Source organism: Pseudomonas sp. FP2335 (genome assembly GCF_030687535.1).
GTDB lineage: Bacteria > Pseudomonadota > Gammaproteobacteria > Pseudomonadales > Pseudomonadaceae > Aquipseudomonas.
On record NZ_CP117437.1, the window covers coordinates 1,258,944 to 1,275,789 of the forward strand.

Annotated in this window: 14 protein-coding genes and 1 pseudogene; 10 read left to right on the forward strand and 5 right to left on the reverse strand. The window is 61.6% G+C overall.

Features of this window, described 5'->3' with window-relative positions; genetic code table 11:
- Positions 1-3 precede the first annotated feature (3 nt).
- Positions 4-867, forward strand: coding sequence for a DUF3034 family protein (locus PSH81_RS05485; protein WP_305392129.1), 864 nt, complete (start codon positions 4-6; stop codon positions 865-867).
- Entirely contained in the window at positions 867-1,286 is a 420-nt protein-coding gene (locus tag PSH81_RS05490) for a group 1 truncated hemoglobin (protein WP_192297402.1), read from the forward strand. The genes PSH81_RS05485 and PSH81_RS05490 overlap by 1 nt, the downstream gene beginning before the upstream one ends.
- A 142-nt stretch (positions 1,287-1,428) precedes the next feature.
- Here PSH81_RS05490 and PSH81_RS05495 read toward each other — a convergent pair whose 3' ends face one another.
- Positions 1,429-3,843, reverse strand: coding sequence for a glucose/quinate/shikimate family membrane-bound PQQ-dependent dehydrogenase (locus tag PSH81_RS05495; protein WP_192297400.1), 2,415 nt, complete (start codon positions 3,841-3,843; stop codon positions 1,429-1,431).
- A 438-nt stretch (positions 3,844-4,281) separates the two neighbouring features.
- Positions 4,282-6,300, reverse strand: a complete 2,019-nt coding sequence (locus tag PSH81_RS05500; RefSeq protein ID WP_305392130.1) for a TonB-dependent receptor — start codon at positions 6,298-6,300, stop codon at positions 4,282-4,284.
- A 149-nt stretch (positions 6,301-6,449) separates the two neighbouring features.
- Here PSH81_RS05500 and PSH81_RS05505 point away from each other — a divergent pair, with 149 nt between their 5' ends.
- Complete coding sequence (locus PSH81_RS05505; RefSeq protein ID WP_003188882.1) at positions 6,450-6,683, forward strand: VF530 family DNA-binding protein; 234 nt, start codon at positions 6,450-6,452, stop codon at positions 6,681-6,683.
- A 4-nt stretch (positions 6,684-6,687) separates the two neighbouring features.
- Positions 6,688-7,314, forward strand: coding sequence for a Pr6Pr family membrane protein (locus PSH81_RS05510; RefSeq protein WP_305392131.1), 627 nt, complete (start codon positions 6,688-6,690; stop codon positions 7,312-7,314).
- 44 nt (positions 7,315-7,358) lie between these two features.
- On the opposite strand, the gene PSH81_RS05515 is transcribed toward PSH81_RS05510, so the two are convergent.
- The 3 genes and pseudogenes from PSH81_RS05515 to PSH81_RS05525 form a co-directional block, all read right to left on the reverse strand.
- Positions 7,359-8,126, reverse strand: a complete 768-nt coding sequence (locus PSH81_RS05515) for a siderophore-interacting protein (protein ID WP_305392132.1) — start codon at positions 8,124-8,126, stop codon at positions 7,359-7,361.
- A pseudogene (locus PSH81_RS05520) lies at positions 8,123-8,332 on the reverse strand (PadR family transcriptional regulator); the annotation flags it as partial. The pseudogene PSH81_RS05520 and the gene PSH81_RS05515, both read right to left, overlap by 4 nt.
- 51 nt (positions 8,333-8,383) lie before the next feature.
- Positions 8,384-9,262, reverse strand: a complete 879-nt coding sequence (locus PSH81_RS05525; RefSeq protein WP_226455980.1) for a LysR family transcriptional regulator — start codon at positions 9,260-9,262, stop codon at positions 8,384-8,386.
- A gap of 131 nt (positions 9,263-9,393) precedes the next feature.
- Between PSH81_RS05525 and PSH81_RS05530 the strand changes: the two genes are divergently transcribed.
- The 6 genes from PSH81_RS05530 (at position 9,394) to PSH81_RS05555 (ending at position 16,818) form a co-directional block, all read left to right on the forward strand.
- Positions 9,394-10,260 (forward strand): alpha/beta hydrolase, encoded by an 867-nt coding sequence (locus PSH81_RS05530; RefSeq protein WP_226455979.1) that lies wholly within the window; start codon positions 9,394-9,396, stop codon positions 10,258-10,260.
- Between the two features lie 125 nt (positions 10,261-10,385).
- Entirely contained in the window at positions 10,386-11,954 is a 1,569-nt protein-coding gene (locus PSH81_RS05535; RefSeq protein ID WP_192297388.1) for an ABC transporter substrate-binding protein, read from the forward strand.
- 11 nt (positions 11,955-11,965) lie between these two features.
- Positions 11,966-12,907, forward strand: coding sequence for an ABC transporter permease (locus PSH81_RS05540; protein WP_192297386.1), 942 nt, complete (start codon positions 11,966-11,968; stop codon positions 12,905-12,907).
- Positions 12,904-13,773 carry an ABC transporter permease gene (locus PSH81_RS05545; protein ID WP_192297384.1) on the forward strand — a complete coding sequence of 290 codons (870 nt, stop codon included), beginning with the start codon at positions 12,904-12,906 and terminating at the stop codon, positions 13,771-13,773. Before PSH81_RS05540 ends, PSH81_RS05545 begins: the two co-directional genes overlap by 4 nt.
- Before the next feature lie 2 nt (positions 13,774-13,775).
- The gene (locus PSH81_RS05550; protein ID WP_192297383.1) at positions 13,776-15,407 is read left to right on the forward strand and encodes an ABC transporter ATP-binding protein; all 1,632 of its coding nucleotides are present in this window, start codon (positions 13,776-13,778) and stop codon (positions 15,405-15,407) included.
- A gap of 130 nt (positions 15,408-15,537) precedes the next feature.
- Positions 15,538-16,818, forward strand: coding sequence for an OprD family porin (locus PSH81_RS05555; RefSeq protein WP_192297381.1), 1,281 nt, complete (start codon positions 15,538-15,540; stop codon positions 16,816-16,818).
- Positions 16,819-16,846 lie beyond the last annotated feature (28 nt).

Genomic DNA, 16,846 nt, shown 5'->3' on the forward strand with positions numbered 1-16,846 from the left:
GACATGCGCGTGCGTTGTTCCGTTCTGATCGGCTGCCTCGGCGCCCTGACCCTGCAAACGGCGCTGGCCGACAACGGCCGCCTGATTGCCACCGGCGGCGCCAGCAGCATTGAAGGCACGGCGGGCGGCGGGATCACGCCGTGGGCGGTGCTGGCCGGTTACGGCGAACAGCACGAGTGGGGCGCCACGGCGTTCGCCACCACGGTCAACCTGCCGGACTACCGGCTCGACGTGGCCGGGCTGGCGCTGGCCTATGACAACCGCGTCGAGCTGTCTTTCGCCCGCCAGCGTTTCGACCTGGGCACCCTGGTGCACAAGCTGGACCTGTCCGAAGACAACCTCGGCCAGGACGTACTGGGCCTCAAGGTGCGGCTGTTTGGCGATGTGATCTACGACAACCTGCCCCAGGTGTCCCTGGGCCTGGAATACAAGCACCAGACTAACTTCGACATTCCCAACTTGGTCGGTGCCAAGCGCGACAGCGACGTCGAAGGCTACCTGGCCGCCAGCCGTTTGTTCATGGGTGCAGCCTTTGGCTACAACGTGCTGGTCAACGGCAGCCTGCGCTACAGCCGCGCCAATGAAACCGGCTTGCTCGGTTTTGGCGGCGACCGCCGTGACAGCCGCAGCCTGCTCAAGGAAGGCTCGGTGGCGCTGCTGTTCAACCCGCGCTGGGCGGTGGGCGTGGAATACCGCGAAAAGCCTGACAACCTGTCGTTTGCCGGTGAAAGCGACTGGGCGGATGTGTTTGTCGGCTACTTCCCGAACAAGCATGTGTCGTTTGTATTGGCCTACGCACGCCTCGGCGAAATCGCCACGCTGGATAACCAGAACGGCACTTATCTGTCTGTGCAAGGGAGTTTTTGATGCGCTGGCTACCGCTATGCCTGGTCCTGCTGCTCGGCGCCTGCGCCCAGCAACCGCCGAAGGATGACAGCCTGTACCGTGACCTTGGCGCCATGCCCGGCATCACGCGGATCGTCGAGGGCATGCTGCTCAACATCGCCCGTGATGAGCGCATCGTCGAGCGCTTCCGGCGGATCGACATCCAGCGTTTGCGTAATAAGCTGATCGAGCAGTTTTGCGCAGAGGCGGGCGGACCGTGCGTGTATACCGGGGACAGCATGGCGGAGAGTCACAAGGGGCAGAATGTGAGCCGCAGTGACTTCAATGCGTTGGTCGAGGATTTGATCGCGGCGATGGACAAGCAAGGGATTTCGGTGCCGGTGCAGAATCGCCTGATAGCGCGGTTGGCGCCGATGCGCGGTGAAGTGATCGAGCACTGAGCTTGCAGACAACACCGTCAAAAAATGTGGGAGCAAGCCTGCTCCCACACAAGCCCGTTCCCACAGTTGGTTTTGTGTCAATGAACATGAAAAAAGGCGGCGACCCTCAACAGGTCGCCGCCTTTTTTACTGCCGGTAAAGCTTAATCGGGCAGTTTGAACGCCATCACATAGTCACCCTGCTTGGTACCCAGGGAACCATGACCGCCCGCCACGACCAGCACGTACTGCTTGCCGTCCTTGCCGGTGTAGGTCATCGGTGTGGTTTGCGCGCCTGCTGGCAGGCGGCCTTCCCACAGTTGCTTGCCGTTTTTCACGTCATAGGCACGCAGGTACTGGTCCAGGGTGCCGCTGAGGAACGCGACGCCACCGGCGGTGGTGAACGTCCCGCCCAGGCTTGGCACGCCCATGGTCAGCGGGATTGGTACCGGCGCGCTATCACGCACGGTGCCGTTCTTGTGCATCCAGATGGTTTTGTGGGTGGTCAGGTCGACCGCAGCCACATAACCCCAGGCCGGCGCCTGGCACGGCAGGCCCAGTGGCGACAGCAGCGCTTCGAGGATCACGCCGTACGGCGCGCCTTTGTTCGGCTGCACGCCTTCGGTTTCGCTGACGCGCGGGCCTTGCTTGGCGATGTCGGCGGCCGGGATCAGCTTGGACTTGAACGCCATGTAGCTTGGGTTGACGAAGGCCAGTTGGCGTACTGGGTCGACAGAAATGCCACCCCAGTCGAACACGCCGAAGTTACCTGGGTAAACGATCGAACCTTGCAGCGATGGCGGAGTGAACGGACCGTCGTAGCGCATGGATTTGAAATCAATCCGGCACAGCAGTTGGTCGAACGGGGTCACGCCCCACATGTCGCGCTCTTTCAACGGCGGCGGCATGAAGTTCAGGTCGGACTTGGGTTGGGTCGGCGAGGTGCGATCACCGGCCACTGCGCCTTGCGGTACAGGGACTTCGTTGATCGGCACCACAGGTTGGCCGGTCGCACGGTCCAGCACGTAGATGCTGCCTTGCTTGGTCGACGCCATCACCGCTTGCTTGACGCCGTCAGCGGTCTTGATGTCGACCAGCGAAGGTTGGCCGCCCACGTCCATGTCCCAGAGGTCATGGTGCGTGAACTGGAAGTGCCATTTCACGTGACCGCTATCGATGTCCAGAGCGGTCAGGCCGGCGCTGTATTTTTCCGATTCGTCGGTACGGTCGCCGCCGTATTGGTCGGGCATCTGGTTGCCCATCGGCAGGTAGAGCAGGCCGAGTTTTTCATCCACCGAGAACATGGACCACATGTTCGGCGAGTTACGGGTGTAGGTCTTGCCTTCGGCCAACGGGGTGGTGTCGTCCGGGTTGCCGCTGTCCCAGTTCCACACCAGCTTGCCGGTGTGCACGTCGAACGCACGGATCACGCCGCTGGGTTCGTCGGTGGAGACGTTGTCGGTGACGTGGCCGCCGATCACCACCAGGTTTTTGGTCACGGCCGGTGGCGAAGTGGAGTAGTAACCGCCGGGGGCGAAGCCACCGATGTTGGCGCGCAGGTCGACCTGGCCTTTGTCACCGAAGTCTTCGCACATCTTGCCGGTGTCGGCGTTCAGAGCGATCAGACGGGTGTCGGCAGTCGGCACGAAAATGCGTTTCGGGCAGGCATTCGGCGCGGCGGCCGGGCTGGCGCTGCCGGTCGGGCTCTGTTCGGAGGCGTAGACGGCGTCATCGTGATACGACACGCCACGGCAGGTCATGTGGGCCCAGCCTTTGAAGTTCTCGGCGCCCATGCTGCTGATCTTCGGATCGAAGCGCCAGATTTCCTTGCCGGTGTCCGGGTCCAGGGCAATTACTTGGCTGTGTGGGGTGCACACGTAGAGCATGCCGTTGACTTTCAGCGGGGTGTTTTCCGCGGTGGTCTCGCCTGGATCGTTCGGGCCAGGCAGGTCGCCGGTGCGGTAGGTCCACGCCGGAACCAGCTTGCTGACGTTCTGCGGGGTGATCTGCGCCAGTGGCGAGTAACGGTCACCAAAGGCCGAGCGGCCGTAGGAATTCCAGTCGCCATCGGGCTGGGGCGGTGCGGTGTTGGTCATGCCAGGCACGGCGTCGCGGTCCAGCTGGCCTTTGACCAGTTCACCCGGGTTGGTGAATTGGCTGGCCAGGGCAGTAGCACCCGCCAGCACCACGGCCACGCTCAGCGCGCCGGTGCCCAGTGGCGCCGGTTGGCCGTTCAGCAGCGGGCGACGGACCCACGGCAGCAGCATGACGATGCCCAAGGCAAACAGCAGTGCCAGGCGCGGCACCAATTGCCACCAGTCCAGGCCGACTTCCCACAGGGCCCATACGGTGCTGGCGAACAGCACCAGTGCGTACAGGCCCAGCGCGGCGCGGCGGTTGGCCAGCAGCAGGATGCCGGTCAGGCCGACGCCGATACCGGCCAGCAAGTAGTACAGCGACCCGCCGAGCATACTCAGCTTGACGCCGCCGGCCAGCAAGGCCAGGCCCATGATCAGCAGCAAGACGCCTAGCAGCTTGGGCAGCAAGCGGCTCGGACTTGAAGCACCATCAGTGCTCATAGTGTGTTTCTCCGTTACGTTGGAATTATGTAACCCCGTGCTTCACTGTAGATGACGATTCAGCGCGGGCTTGGTTCAGCGATAGTCGGTTTTTCTGTGGATAAGCAGGGTTATCCACAGGCGGGCGATTTATTCCCAGGCGCAGGGGGGTGTAAGACAGCGCTGTCTTTACGAGCAGGAGGCTTCGGCAAGATGGGGTCGACCAGGGAAATGAAACGTTTCAGGTTGTTGCCGGGAAGGATAAAGGGAGTTGTCTTGGAGAGAAAGGGCGAATCGCGATATGCATCATTTCTGAATTGGTAACAGTGACGAATCGTCGCTGCAAAACCAATGTGGGAGCGGGCTTGCTCGCGAATGCGGTGTGTCAGTCAATGCAGCTGTGACTGATCCACCGCATTCGCGAGCAAGCCCGCTCCCACAGGGGATCTACGGTGTCGCTTAGAACGTCGTACGAACGCCGAACTGCACACTACGCCCCGGCGCCGGCGCGATGTCCCGCAGGATCGAGCTGGCATAGCGCACGGTCTGGTTGGTGAGGTTTTCACCGTTCACAAACGCCAGCCACTCGCTGCCACCGACGTTGAAGCGGTAACCCGCGCTCGCGCCCAGGGTGGTGTAGCCATCAGTGCCGCTTTCGTTGTCCGGCACACGGCCCTGGCCGGCGGCGTGTTCCACGTCGATGCGCGCTTGCCAACGCTCCAGTTCCCACAGCAAGCCGCTGTTCAAGCGCAGCGGGGCGATGCGTGGCAAGGCTTCGCCGGTGTCGAGGTTGGTGGCGCGGGTGTAGTCGCCCGACAGCTCCAGTGCGAACTTGCCGTAGGCGCCTTCGCCGAGTTTCCAGTGATCCTGGGCCTCAAAGCCTGCGAAACGGGCGCGTACGCCGGAGTATTTGTACTCGGGGATGCCATCCGCGTCTTCTTCGCCTTCATCGTTCAGCGTACGACCACTGCCCAACAAGCCGATGTAATTGGAGAAGTGGCTGTAGAACACGCCGAAGCTGCCCTTGTGGGTACCATTGTCAAAGCGCAGGGCCAGGTCGCTGGACACGGCTTTCTCTTTCTTCAGGTTGGCGTCGCCCAACTCGTAGGTGCCGGTGGCGACGTGGGCGCCGTTGGCGTACAGCTCGTAGAAGGTCGGGGCGCGCTCGGTGTAGCCCAGGGTCGCGGCCAGCGACCAGATCGGCGTGAGGGTATAGACCGCGCCCGAGGACAGGCTGCCGGCGGTGAAATCATTGGATTTGTCGGCGCCGGCAAAGCGGGCGTTGCCCTTGGCGTCCGGGTCGACACTGGTGTGTTCCAGGCGCCCGCCGAGGCTGAGCTTGAGGCGTTCGGTGGCCTGCATCTCTTCGAGGATAAACAGCGCGCCGGCACTGGTATCGGTCTGCGGTACGAAGGCTTCTTCACCCAGGGCCGAAAATTCGTTGCGCGTCACTTGGGCGCCGACCACGCCGTTGAACGGGCCGATCGGTTGGTGACGTGCTTCGACGCGGGCTTCATAACCCTTGTTCTTGAAGATCGTGCCGGTTTCGCCGCCTTCGATCTCGCGGTGTTCGTAATCGGTGTAGCCCGCGTCGACTTTGACCGAGGTAAACGGCCCTTGCAGGTTACGGATTTCGGAGGCGAAGGCGTAGTGATCCTGCTTCATGCGGATACGCACGTCCTGCTCGGCGGGGGAGCCGTAGTTAGCGTCGTAATTGCTGTAGGACAGCCCGGCGTAACCGTCGTCCCAGGTGTAGGAACCGCCTACGGCGCCGCCGTCCTGGCGCCCGTCGCTGTTGCCCAGGCGCCCGTTTTTGCCGGGGCCATCGTCGGTCTCGGGTGCATGGCGGCTGCGGGCCTGGCCCGGGATCTTGAGGTCGTTGAATTCCCGTGCGTTGGCATCCAGGTGCAAGGCGAACGTGCCGTTGCCGGCTTCCAGCTTGCCCGCGCTGCTGCGGGTGGTGTCGGCGCCGCCGTAGCGCAATTCACCGGCACCGTGGATGCCTTCGATGGCTTCGGTGGGAATGCGGTTGTCGAAGGTATTCACCACGCCGCCGATGGCGCTGCCGCCGTACAGCAAGGCCGCCGGGCCGCGCACGATTTCAATGCGGTCGACATTGATCGGGTCCAGCGGCACCGCGTGGTCGTAGGACAACGACGACGCATCCAGTGCGCCGACGCCGTTGCGCAGGATGCGGATACGGTCGCCGTCCTGGCCACGGATGATCGGCCGGCTGGCACCTGGGCCGAAGTATGAGGACGACACGCCTGGCTGCTTGTTGAGGGTTTCGCCGAGGCTGCCTTTTTGTTGCAGGGTCAGGTCATCGCCTTCCAGCACAGTGGTCGGCGAAGCGAGTTGCTCGCTGCCCAGCGGGTTGCCGGTGATGACTTGGGGTTGCAGCTCAAGGGCCTGGGCTTGGGAGCAGATCAACAGGGCGGCGGCAAGCGGGGTCAAGCGCCACAGAGAAGAGAGGGACATCGGACATTCCTTGGCAAAACGGCGAAAAGATTTGATAACTATAGTTACAATATAACATCTCTTTTTCGCTGGGAACGGGAACTTTTTATAACTGGCAGGTGCAGTGCTAAGGTGTGCACCTTCGTGAGCACTTTTTTCATAGGCCTGGCATGACCGCGACAAGCAACGACCCCCTCCACGGTGTGACCCTGCAACACGTCCTCACCACCCTGGTGGAACACTACGAATGGTCCGGCCTGGCCGAACGCATTGATATTCGCTGCTTCAAGAGTGATCCGAGCATCAAGTCGAGCCTGACCTTCCTGCGCAAGACCCCATGGGCGCGGGAAAAAGTCGAAGGGTTGTACGTCAAGCTGATGCGCACCAAACGCCCGTTGGATTGAGCCGGTGAAGCGCTTTGTGGCCGCAGCGGCGCTGGCCGGCTGGGCGGGGCTGGCAATCCAGCAATACCTGATCTTCTATTCGCGCTGGTCCAGCGGCGCCAGCCTGTTGGGCGGGTTGATCAACTTCTTCAGTTTCTTCACGGTACTGACCAACACCTTGGCGGTGGTGGTGTTGAGCTATGCGCTGGTCAGGCGCGATTCGGCGGCGAAGCGGTTTTTCCTCGCGCCAAGGATCAGCAGTGGCATCGCCGTGAGCATCGTCGTGGTGGGCCTGGCGTACAGCCTTCTGCTGCGGCACCTGTGGCAGCCGGAAGGCTTTCAATGGGTTGCCGACGAGTTGCTGCACGATGTGATGCCGGTGCTGTTTTGCATCTATTGGTGGCGCTGTGTGCCCAAGGGCACGTTGCGGCTCAAGCACATCGGCGCGTGGGTGATCTACCCCTTGATCTACTTTGGTTATGTGCTGCTGCGTGGGCATTTGCTTGGGCAGTATCAGTACCCGTTCATCGATGTGGACACGCTCGGTTATCCACAAGTATTTGTGAATGCCGGAGGGATTCTGGCGGGGTTTGTTGCGGTTGCGTTGGCGGTGGTGGGGCTGGACAAGCTGCTGAAATCCCCCCGCACCTGAAGCGGGCAAAGCTCCAACTGTGGGAGCTTTGCCCGAGTCCGGTCTTAGTCTTCTTCGCTGCCTTCGGCACGCCAGTAGCCGACGGCCTTGAGGAATTCCTCGTTGACCTTGTGCGTATCCAACAACACGCGCCGCACCTGGCGCGACAGTTTGGTTTCCGTCGCCACGAAGCAGTACAGCGAACCACTCGGCAGTGTCAGCTTGCGCACGGTTTCCACCAGGTCATCCTGGCCACGAATCACCCAGATCACCTCTACATCGGCCGCGCTGTTCAGCGTCTGCTTTTCCGCCGCATCGGCAATCTCAATCACCGCCAGCACCGTGCGCCCGGCCGGCAATTCGTCCAGGCGTCGCGCAATCGCGGGCAGGGCGGTTTCGTCGCCGATCAGCAGATAGCTGTCGAAGATGTCCGGCACGATCATCGAGCCCCGTGGCCCGCCGATGTACAGGTATTGGCCGACTTGCGCCTGATCGGCCCAGGTCGACGCGGGGCCGTCGCCGTGCAGCACGAAGTCGATGTCCAACTCGCCCATGCTCAGGTCGAAACGGCGCGGCGTGTAGTCGCGCATGGCCGGTTGCGGGCCGTCGCCCTTGATGTTGAAACTCGGGCTCTCCAGCGCGGCCTGTTCGGCGGCGTTCTGCGGGAACAGCAGCTTGATATGGTCGTCGCTGCCCAGGCTGACAAACCCTGCCAGCTCAGGCCCGCCCAGGGTGATGCGGCGCATGCGCGGGGTGATGTCGACCACCCGCAGCACCTGCAGGCGACGGCGTTTGATTTCGTGGCTAACGCGGTGGATTACTTGAGTCTTCATGGGGCTTTCCCGTCGGCAATGGTTTGAGCGGTGCGATTGAGCAGCGCTGCGACACGAACGATTTTTTGCGGGCTCCAGCGCCACTGCAGGCTCGCTAGAGAAGAGACGACCGGCGTCGGTGATTGTGTAGCGTTTTTTTCCAGGAACGTCAGCGTCGGGTCGATCATGCCGGGGGTGTAGGCGCCGTCGATCTGGCGAATCAGGTTATCACGGACTTTTCCAATGGTCGGCACTGATGAACTGCGCCAAGGGCAGGATTACTTTGCCACGGCCGACATCAGCAACTTGCGAATTTCCCCGGTAATTGCACTTTTGGTGCCTTGCTCCAAGATCCCCACTCGGCGCACCGCCAAGTCTCCCGGCAATGGCAGTACCCGCAGGCTTGGGTCTTTGTGCCAGTCGAAATTTTTCAGCAGCGGCACGATGGCCACTCCGACTTGCTGGCGTACCAGGTCGGCGATGCCGATGATTGAGTTCAGTTCGAGGATTTCCAACGGTTCGACCGATTCACTCTTGATGATCGACTGCACCTTGCGGCCTACGGCAGTGGAACGGTCATAGCGAATGAACGGCTGGGTCCTGAGCAATTCCACAGCGTCGTTGATGCCGGCGGTTTGCGCAGCATTGGCGAGCATGACGATGGGCTCGTTGTAGAGCAGGGTCCAGCTCAATCCATCGAAGTTCTGCCGTGTCGTCTCGATCAGTAAGGCCGCGTCAAGCTTGGCGGCGTGTACCAGATTGACCACTTCGTCGGAGCGGGCGGTCATCAGGTTGACCGATATGCGAGGGTGCAGCTTTTTCAGTTGCACCAGGCAATTGGCGAGCAGGCCCATGCCGGAGGTAATGCCGCCGATGGACACTTCACCCTCCATGGCCATGCCATCGGGGGCCTCGGCAATCATTTGCTCATAGTCCGCCAACAGGCGCTTGGCCTTGGGCAGCAACAACACGCCATCGCGGCTCAGCTTGATCTGCCGCTGGCTACGGTCGAACAGCGGTCGGCGCATCTCTTCTTCGAGGGCTCGCATTTGCTGGCCGACAGCGGCGTTGGTGAGGGCCACACGGTCGGCGGCGGCGGCAAAACTGCCGTATTCGGCGACGGCGATAAACGTCTTGAAGAAACGAATGTTGCTCATGGAGAGGCCCGTGCTCATGGGTGCGATTGCATCGTAAAGGTTTTGTTTACCCTGCATAAAGTTAAATTAGTTTTTCTTTTTATTGCGCTCTGCCAATACTCAAGTCCGAACTGACTCGGCGAACTTTCCAAATGAGCAATCCAGATATCAGCCCTGAATACGCAGCATTGCGTGCGGCAAAAAACGTGTATCACCTCGGCGCAACCACGGTGTACTCCCACCATGAAGACAGCCGGTTTGCCTACACCCTCTACGTGCCTGAAGCCATCGAGGACACCACCCGGCCGGTAGATCTGGTGGTCTCGCTGCACGGCTCCACCCGTGCGATGGAGGTTTACCGCAATGGCTTCGCGGAGTTTGGCCGCTGGAACGATTGTGTGATCCTGTCGCCGCTGTTCCCGGTCGGTGTGCTGGGCGACGGCAATGGTGATGGCTACAAGCAGATGGTCGAGGGCGATATCCGTTACGACCAAGTACTACTCGACATGATCGCCAGCGTTGGCAAACGCTACGGTCGCAGCTTCGATACCTTTGCACTGTTCGGCTATTCCGGTGGTGGGCAATTCACCCATCGCTTCTGCTATCTGCACCCCGAAAAACTCTGGGCGGCGTCCATCGGCGCGCCCGGTTCGGTGACCCTGCTCGATGCCGATCAGGACTGGTGGGTCGGTGTGCGGGACTTTGCCACGCGCTTTGGCAAACCGTTGAACCTGCCAGCCTTGCAGCGATTGCCCGTGCATATGGTGGTGGGGGATTCAGACCTCGAAACCTGGGAAATCACCCACCGTGAAGGCGGCAAACACTTCATGGCCGGTGCCAACGCTGCCGGGCGCACGCGACCGGAACGCCTGGCTACCTTGAAGGCCAGCTTCGAGGCCGCCGGTGTGCAGGTGCACTTCGACCTGCTGCCCAACGTCGCGCACCAGGGCGTCAAGGCGATGCCGGCTGCCCAGGATTTTTTCGCCAAGGTGTTGCGCCACAAGCGCAGCCTGGGCTGATACACCGCAGGTGATGCACTCAGAACAGACCGTATAAAAATAACCAAGGATTCACTCATTCTGATGCCGGTCCTGCCTTGGCTCCCGCCACTGACCGGAACATTCCTTCAAGGAGTCTTTCTCCCGTGAATAGTTACGTAAAGACGGCATTGGCTGTCGTAATGTCGGCGTGCACCTTTTCCATAGCCGTTGCACAGGACAAGGTCATCAGCGTTGGGCTCAACGGTGATATCCGTAGCACCGACCCAGGCGTCAACCGCGATGACAACACCGACGCGGTGATGATGCATATCGTCGAAGGGTTGGTGGCGTACCGTGAAGACACCAGCATCGCCCCGATGCTGGCGAGCGCGGTTGACGTTTCGGCGGATGGCCTGCGCTACACCTTTACCCTGCGTGACGGCGTGCACTTCCACAACGGCCAGCTATTGACGGCCAAGGATGTGCAATGGACTTGGCAGCGCTACCTGGCCCCCAAGACTCAGTGGCGTTGCCTGGCAGAGTTCGATGGGCGCGGTGCGGCCAAGATCGTTGATATCGCCAGCCCCGACCCGAAGACCGTGGTATTCACCCTGGATCAGGCCAATGGCTTGTTCCTGGCTGCCATGGCGCGCCCGGATTGTGCGGGCAGCGGCATCCTGCATCCAGACTCCCTGGCCGCGGATGGCAGTTGGCGCGCACCGATTGGCACAGGGCCGTTCACGCTGGGCAGATGGCAGAAGGGCCAATACGTCGAACTGGATCGCTTCAAGCAATACACCCCGCGTGCCGAAGACAAGGCGGACGGTTACACCGGCAACAAGCAGGCGTTTGTCGACACGGTGCGGTTCGAGGTCATCCCCGATTCGGCCTCGGCCAAGGCGGCGCTGCTGTCGGGTGGCGTGGACCTGCTGCCCGACGTGACCGCAATGGATGCCGCGCAACTCAAGCAGGTCAAGAACCTGCAGATCCAGGTCAGCCCGATCATGACCATCAGCGGGCTGTTGTTCCAGACTCGCGACCCGTTGCTCAAGGACGTGCGCATCCGTCGTGCAGTGGCATTGTCGCTGGATTACGCGCAGATGGTTGCGGCGTTGTCCGATGGTTTGTCGGTGGTCAACAATTCAATCATTCCCACGGCGAGCCCGTACTACGACGCCACCGCACACAAGGGTTATACCTATAACCTCGACGAGGCCCGGCGCCTGTTGAAGGAAGCCGGCTACGGCGGTGAAAAGATCCGAATGCTGGTCAACAAGCGCTATCCGCAGATGTTTGACATGGGTTTGCTCAGCCAGGCCATGACCCAAGCGGCAGGGTTGAACATCGAGATGGAAACCCTGGAGTGGGGCACGCAGTTGGAGCGTTACCAGACGGGTAGCTACCAGATGATGTCGTTCTCCTACTCGGGACGTTTCGATGCGGCGCAAAGCTACGAATCGGTGATCGGCGACAAGGACAAGGAGCCGCGCAAGGTCTGGGACAACCCCGAAGCCCTGGCCATATTGCGCGAGGCCCAGCGTGAAGTTGACCCAGCCAAACGCCGGTCATTGTTCGACAGGCTGCACACGCTGATGCTCAAGGATGTGCCCATGGTGGTTATCTACAACGGCACTGCCATCGGCGCCATGGGCAAGCGCGTCGAAGGGTATCGTTCCTGGCCTGTTGCCAAGCCGCGCCTGTGGGGCGTGACGCTGCTCGACACTTCCAAGTAAGGCGTAGCGCTATGTTTCGATTCATATTGCATAGGCTCGGCATGGCGGTGCCGACCCTGTTGCTGATCTCGGTGATTGTGTTTGCCTTGATCCGTCTGATCCCCGGCGACCCGGCGTTACTGATGCTGGGCGACATGGCCGACCCGCAAAGTCTTGCCGATATGCGCAGCAGCCTGGGGCTTGATCACTCGGTGGTGACCCAGTACCTGATCTGGATTAAATCGGTACTCAGTGGTGACCTCGGTGTATCCATCAGCAGCCGCCAGCCGGTGCTGGAGTTGCTGCTCGAGCGCTTCAGCGTGAGTGCGACCGTGGTGCTGGTGGCGGTATTGCTGGCGACTGTGCTCGCAGTCCCGGTGGGCTTGCTCGCCGCCTGGAAGCAAAACAGTGCGATGGACCTGGGCCTGGTGGCCACGGCAACGTTGTTGCTGTCGGTACCCAGCTTCTGGTTGGGGTTGTTGCTGCTGTATGTCTTCGGTATTCAATTGGGCTGGTTGCCGGTGATCGGGTACGTCGGCTTTGCCACTGACCCGATGAAAGCGCTGACCTATGTGGTGCTGCCGATCGTCACCCTGACGCTGGTGGAATTCGGGGCCATTGCCCGGATGGCACGGGCCAGCACCATTGAGGTGCTGCGCCTGGAGTACATCGCCCATGCCAGGGCCAAGGGGTTGTCGGAAGGTGCGGTGCTGTGCAGGCACGCCTTGCGCAACGCGTTTGCGCCGACCTGGACCTTGATTGGCCTGATCCTTGGCAACTTGCTCGGCGGCATTGCGGTGCTGGAAACGGTGTTCACCCTGCCAGGTATCGGCCGGTTGATGGTCGATGCGATTTTCTCCCGCGACTACCCGGTGTTGCAGGGTTGCCTGCTGCTGGTCACCTGTATCTACGTGTTGGTCAACCTGCTGGTGGATCTGCTGTATCCGCTGTTCGATCCAAGGGTGAAGCTATGAACCTCAAGACTCCTGCCTTGCCCCCCGTGGCGGCGATCACGCCTCGGCGGCGCCGGCGTTACCCGCCGCTGAACGCCCTGATCGGCGGCAGCCTGCTCGCGGCACTGGTGTTGCTGGCATTGCTCGGCGTGGTGTGGACACCTTACGACCCGCTCAAATTGGACCTGCTCTCACGCCTGCACGCACCGAGCGCCTTGCATTGGCTGGGCACCGACGAATTTGGCCGCGATGTGTTCAGCCGGCTGATCATCGGTGCGCGCACCAGCCTGTGGATCAGCCTGCTCTCGGTCAGCGTGGCGGTGATCTGCGGCACGCTGATCGGCATGCTCGCCGGTTACCTGCGCGGCTGGACCGACCGGCTGCTGATGATGCTCAACGATGCGTTGCTGGCATTCCCCGGCATCCTTATGGCCCTGGGCATCATGGCCATTGTCGGCGCCAGCCAGTACGGCATCGTGCTCGCCCTGGGTATCGCCTACACCCCTTCGGTGGTGCGGGTGGTACGTGGCAGCGTGCTGTCGCTGCGTGAGTTGGAGTTCATCGAGGCTTCGCGGGTGATCGGCAACTCCGAGCTGTACACCATGTTCCGTCACATCACCCCCAACTGTCTGGCGCCGCTGTGTGTGTTGGCCACCAGCATGTTTGGCTGGGCGTTGCTCTCGGAGAGTGCGCTGAGTTTCCTCGGCCTTGGGGTTCCACCGCCGGCCGCGACCTGGGGCAGCATGCTCTCGGCAAGCCGCACTTATATCTCGACGGCGCCTTGGCTGGGGATCTTCCCGGGCATCTTTATCAGCCTGACGCTGCTGGCTATCAATCTGTTCGGCGATGCCTTGCGTGATCGTCTCGACCCGCGCATGAGGAAATGAGCATGAGCGTTCCAGTGCCTTTACTGGCCGTTGAAAATCTACAGATTCGCGTCGGCGTGGACGGTCCGCTGGCCGTTGATGACTTCAGCTTCACCATGGCCCCCGGCGAAATCGTCGCACTGGTGGGCGAGTCGGGCAGCGGCAAGACCATGGCCGCGCGAGCTGCCATTGGCTTGCTGCCAGCACCGATGCAGGTGTGCGGTGGGCGCATCATCTTCCAGGGGCAGGCGCTGGACAGCAGCAATGCCAAGGCCATGCGTGAAGTGCGGGGTGCACGCATCGGCATGGTGTTCCAGGAACCGATGGTCTCGCTCAACCCCGCGCTGACCATCGGCCGGCAGATGAGCGAGGCACTCAAACTGCATACCACGCTGGATGCGGCGACGATCCATGAGCGCTGCATCGCCATGCTGCAACGCATCGGCATCAAGGACGCCGAAAAGTGCCTGGCATCCTATCCGCACCAGTTCTCCGGTGGCATGCGCCAACGGATCATGCTGGCCTCGGTGATGCTGCTGCGCCCGGCACTGCTGATTGCCGACGAACCCACCACGGCCCTGGATTGCCTGGCGCAACTGGACGTGATCGAGTTGATGCTGGAACTGACCCGCGAGCAGGGCACCGCGATTCTGTTTATCAGTCACGACCTGTCCCTGGTGGCGCGTTACGCCCACAAAGTCGTGGTGATGCGCTCGGGCAAGGCAGTAGAGCAGGGTCGTATCGAAGACATCCTCTTTGCCCCCAAGGCCGAATACACCCGGCAACTGCTTGAAGCGCTGCCACGGCGCGGGGAACTGGTGCCAGTGCCGGCGGCCGACAGCGCGTTGTTGCAGGTCCGGGATGTGTGTATCGAACACCCGGGGCCGCGCAGTTTCTGGGGGCGCAGCGTGCCCAAGCGCGTGGTGCACTCGGTGAACCTGAGTATCGCGCCGGGCGAGACCCTGGCCCTGGTTGGTGGCAGCGGTTCGGGCAAGACCACCCTCGGGCGCGCGGTCGTCGGGTTGGTCAACCCGTGTGCCGGGGCGATCCTGTTCCAGGGAGTGGACATCCTCAAAGCCGCCAACCGGGCACATCGCCTGCAATGCCAGATGATCTTCCAGGATCCGTATTCGTCCCTCGACCCGCGCATGACCGTCGGGCAGATCCTCGCCGAGCCGCTGCGCCATGAACCAGCCCTGACGGCCGCGCAAAAGCGTCAGCGGGTCACCGACACGCTGGTTGATGTGGGCTTGCCCGAACAGTTTCGCGAGCGCTTTGCCCATCAGCTCTCCGGTGGCCAGCGCCAGCGCGTGGCGATTGGCCGGGCGTTGGTGCGCCGGCCCAAACTGGTGATTGCCGACGAGCCGATCTCGGCACTGGACATGACCATCCAGAAGCAGATCCTCGAACTGTTCGAGCGCTTGCAGCGCCAATACGGCTTTGCCTGCCTGTTCATTTCCCACGATCTCTCGGCGGTGGAACGCATCGCCCACCGTGTCGCGGTGATGAACCAGGGCGAAGTGGTCGAAATGGGCCCGCGTGACACGATTTTCGACGCCCCACAACACCCTTACACCCGTCGGCTACTCGCCGCGGCCAGCCCCTTGGAGAAACGTGCGGACGGCAGTTACCGCCTCCGTGCCAGTGTGATTTAGGTACTGCTGCACCCCAGGCCACGGCATTGAAACCCAACCCTTCGCAAATCGACGATTTGCGAAGCGGGCGAAGCCATGGCTGAAGAAAACAAAAACAACCCCATTCAACCTGTCTGCCAGGAACCTACACATGAATAACCGCATCAACAAAGTTGTCGCCAGTGCCAGCGTCATGGGCGCCGGTTTCATGCCCTTGTTTGCCCAGGCCGACTTCGTCGCCGACAGCAAAGCGGCGCTGGAGTTGAAGAACTACTACTTCAACCGCGACTACCGCGAGTCCAGCGGGCAGAACAAGCGTGCCGAGTGGGCGCAGGGTTTTATCCTCAAGCTCGAGTCGGGCTTTACCGACGGTACCGTGGGCTTTGGCCTGGACGCTGTGGGTATGTTGGGTATCAAGCTCGATTCCAGCCCTGACAACTCCGGTACCGGGCTGCTGGCACGCTCCAGCACGGCCGAGCCAGGCTCCCCCAGCTACGCCCGCCGAGCCCATGACAACTACTCAAAACTGGGCCTCACCGGCAAGGCGCGCCTGGGCAAAAGCGAGTTGCGCGTGGGTTACATGGTGCCTGACCTGCCGACGCTGCAGCCGAACCTGAGCCGCCTGTTCCCGCAGAGCTTCAGCGGTACTGCACTGACCTCCAAGGACATCGACAAGCTGACACTGACCGCCGGCCAACTGGACCAGGTCAAGCAGCGCGACTCAACCCATTACGAAGATATGGGGCTTACCAGCCAGTACGGCGCTTACAAAAGCAGCGCGAAAAGCGATGAATTTCGCTACGCCGGTGGCGAGTACGCACTCACGCCAACGACCGTCGTGACCTACCAGTTCGCGCAACTGGAAAGCCTGTACCAACAGCATTACCTGGGCTTGAAAAACAGCTTCAAGTGGGGCCCGGGCACGTTCAAGACCGATGTCCGCTACTTCAGCGCCAGTGAAGACGCTGCGGCCCTGGCCGGCAAGGTGGACAACCGGGCGTTGAGCACGCGCATCGGCTATGGCCTCTACGGCCACAACCTCAGCGGCGGTTACCAGGAACAGTACGGTTCGACGCCGTTCACCTATGTGGACGGCACCAACACCTACCTGTTCACCGAGTATCAACTGGCCAACTTCTCCCAGACCGGCGAGCGCGTGTGGCATGCCCGCTATGACTATGACTTCGCCTCGCTGGGCATTCCGGGCCTGCTGTTCTCGACGCGGTATGCCAAGGGTGACAACGCCAAGGTCATTGGCTTTAACGGCGAAGGACGCGAATGGGAGAGGGACGTGAGCCTCGGCTATGTGGTGCAGAGCGGCACGTTCAAGGATGTCTCGCTGCGTTGGCAGAACGCCAGCGCCACGAGCAACTTCGCCCGTGACACCAACGAAAACAGAGTGATCCTGGGCTACACCGTGGCGCTCTGGTAGCGGGAATGGCGTGCAACAGGCACAGCCT

Bases quoted from the DNA above. Each gene is read 5' to 3' on its own strand.
- PSH81_RS05485 (WP_305392129.1), top strand. From the start codon at position 4: ATGCGCGTGCGTTGTTCCGTTCTGATCGGCTGCCTCGGCGCCCTGACC.
- PSH81_RS05490 (WP_192297402.1), top strand. From the start codon at position 867: ATGCGCTGGCTACCGCTATGCCTGGTCCTGCTGCTCGGCGCCTGCGCC.
- PSH81_RS05495 (WP_192297400.1), bottom strand. From the start codon at position 3,843: ATGAGCACTGATGGTGCTTCAAGTCCGAGCCGCTTGCTGCCCAAGCTG.
- PSH81_RS05500 (WP_305392130.1), bottom strand. From the start codon at position 6,300: ATGTCCCTCTCTTCTCTGTGGCGCTTGACCCCGCTTGCCGCCGCCCTG.
- PSH81_RS05505 (WP_003188882.1), top strand. From the start codon at position 6,450: ATGACCGCGACAAGCAACGACCCCCTCCACGGTGTGACCCTGCAACAC.
- PSH81_RS05515 (WP_305392132.1), bottom strand. From the start codon at position 8,126: ATGAAGACTCAAGTAATCCACCGCGTTAGCCACGAAATCAAACGCCGT.
- PSH81_RS05525 (WP_226455980.1), bottom strand. From the start codon at position 9,262: ATGAGCAACATTCGTTTCTTCAAGACGTTTATCGCCGTCGCCGAATAC.
- PSH81_RS05530 (WP_226455979.1), top strand. From the start codon at position 9,394: ATGAGCAATCCAGATATCAGCCCTGAATACGCAGCATTGCGTGCGGCA.
- PSH81_RS05540 (WP_192297386.1), top strand. From the start codon at position 11,966: ATGTTTCGATTCATATTGCATAGGCTCGGCATGGCGGTGCCGACCCTG.
- PSH81_RS05545 (WP_192297384.1), top strand. From the start codon at position 12,904: ATGAACCTCAAGACTCCTGCCTTGCCCCCCGTGGCGGCGATCACGCCT.
- PSH81_RS05550 (WP_192297383.1), top strand. From the start codon at position 13,776: ATGAGCGTTCCAGTGCCTTTACTGGCCGTTGAAAATCTACAGATTCGC.
- PSH81_RS05555 (WP_192297381.1), top strand. From the start codon at position 15,538: ATGAATAACCGCATCAACAAAGTTGTCGCCAGTGCCAGCGTCATGGGC.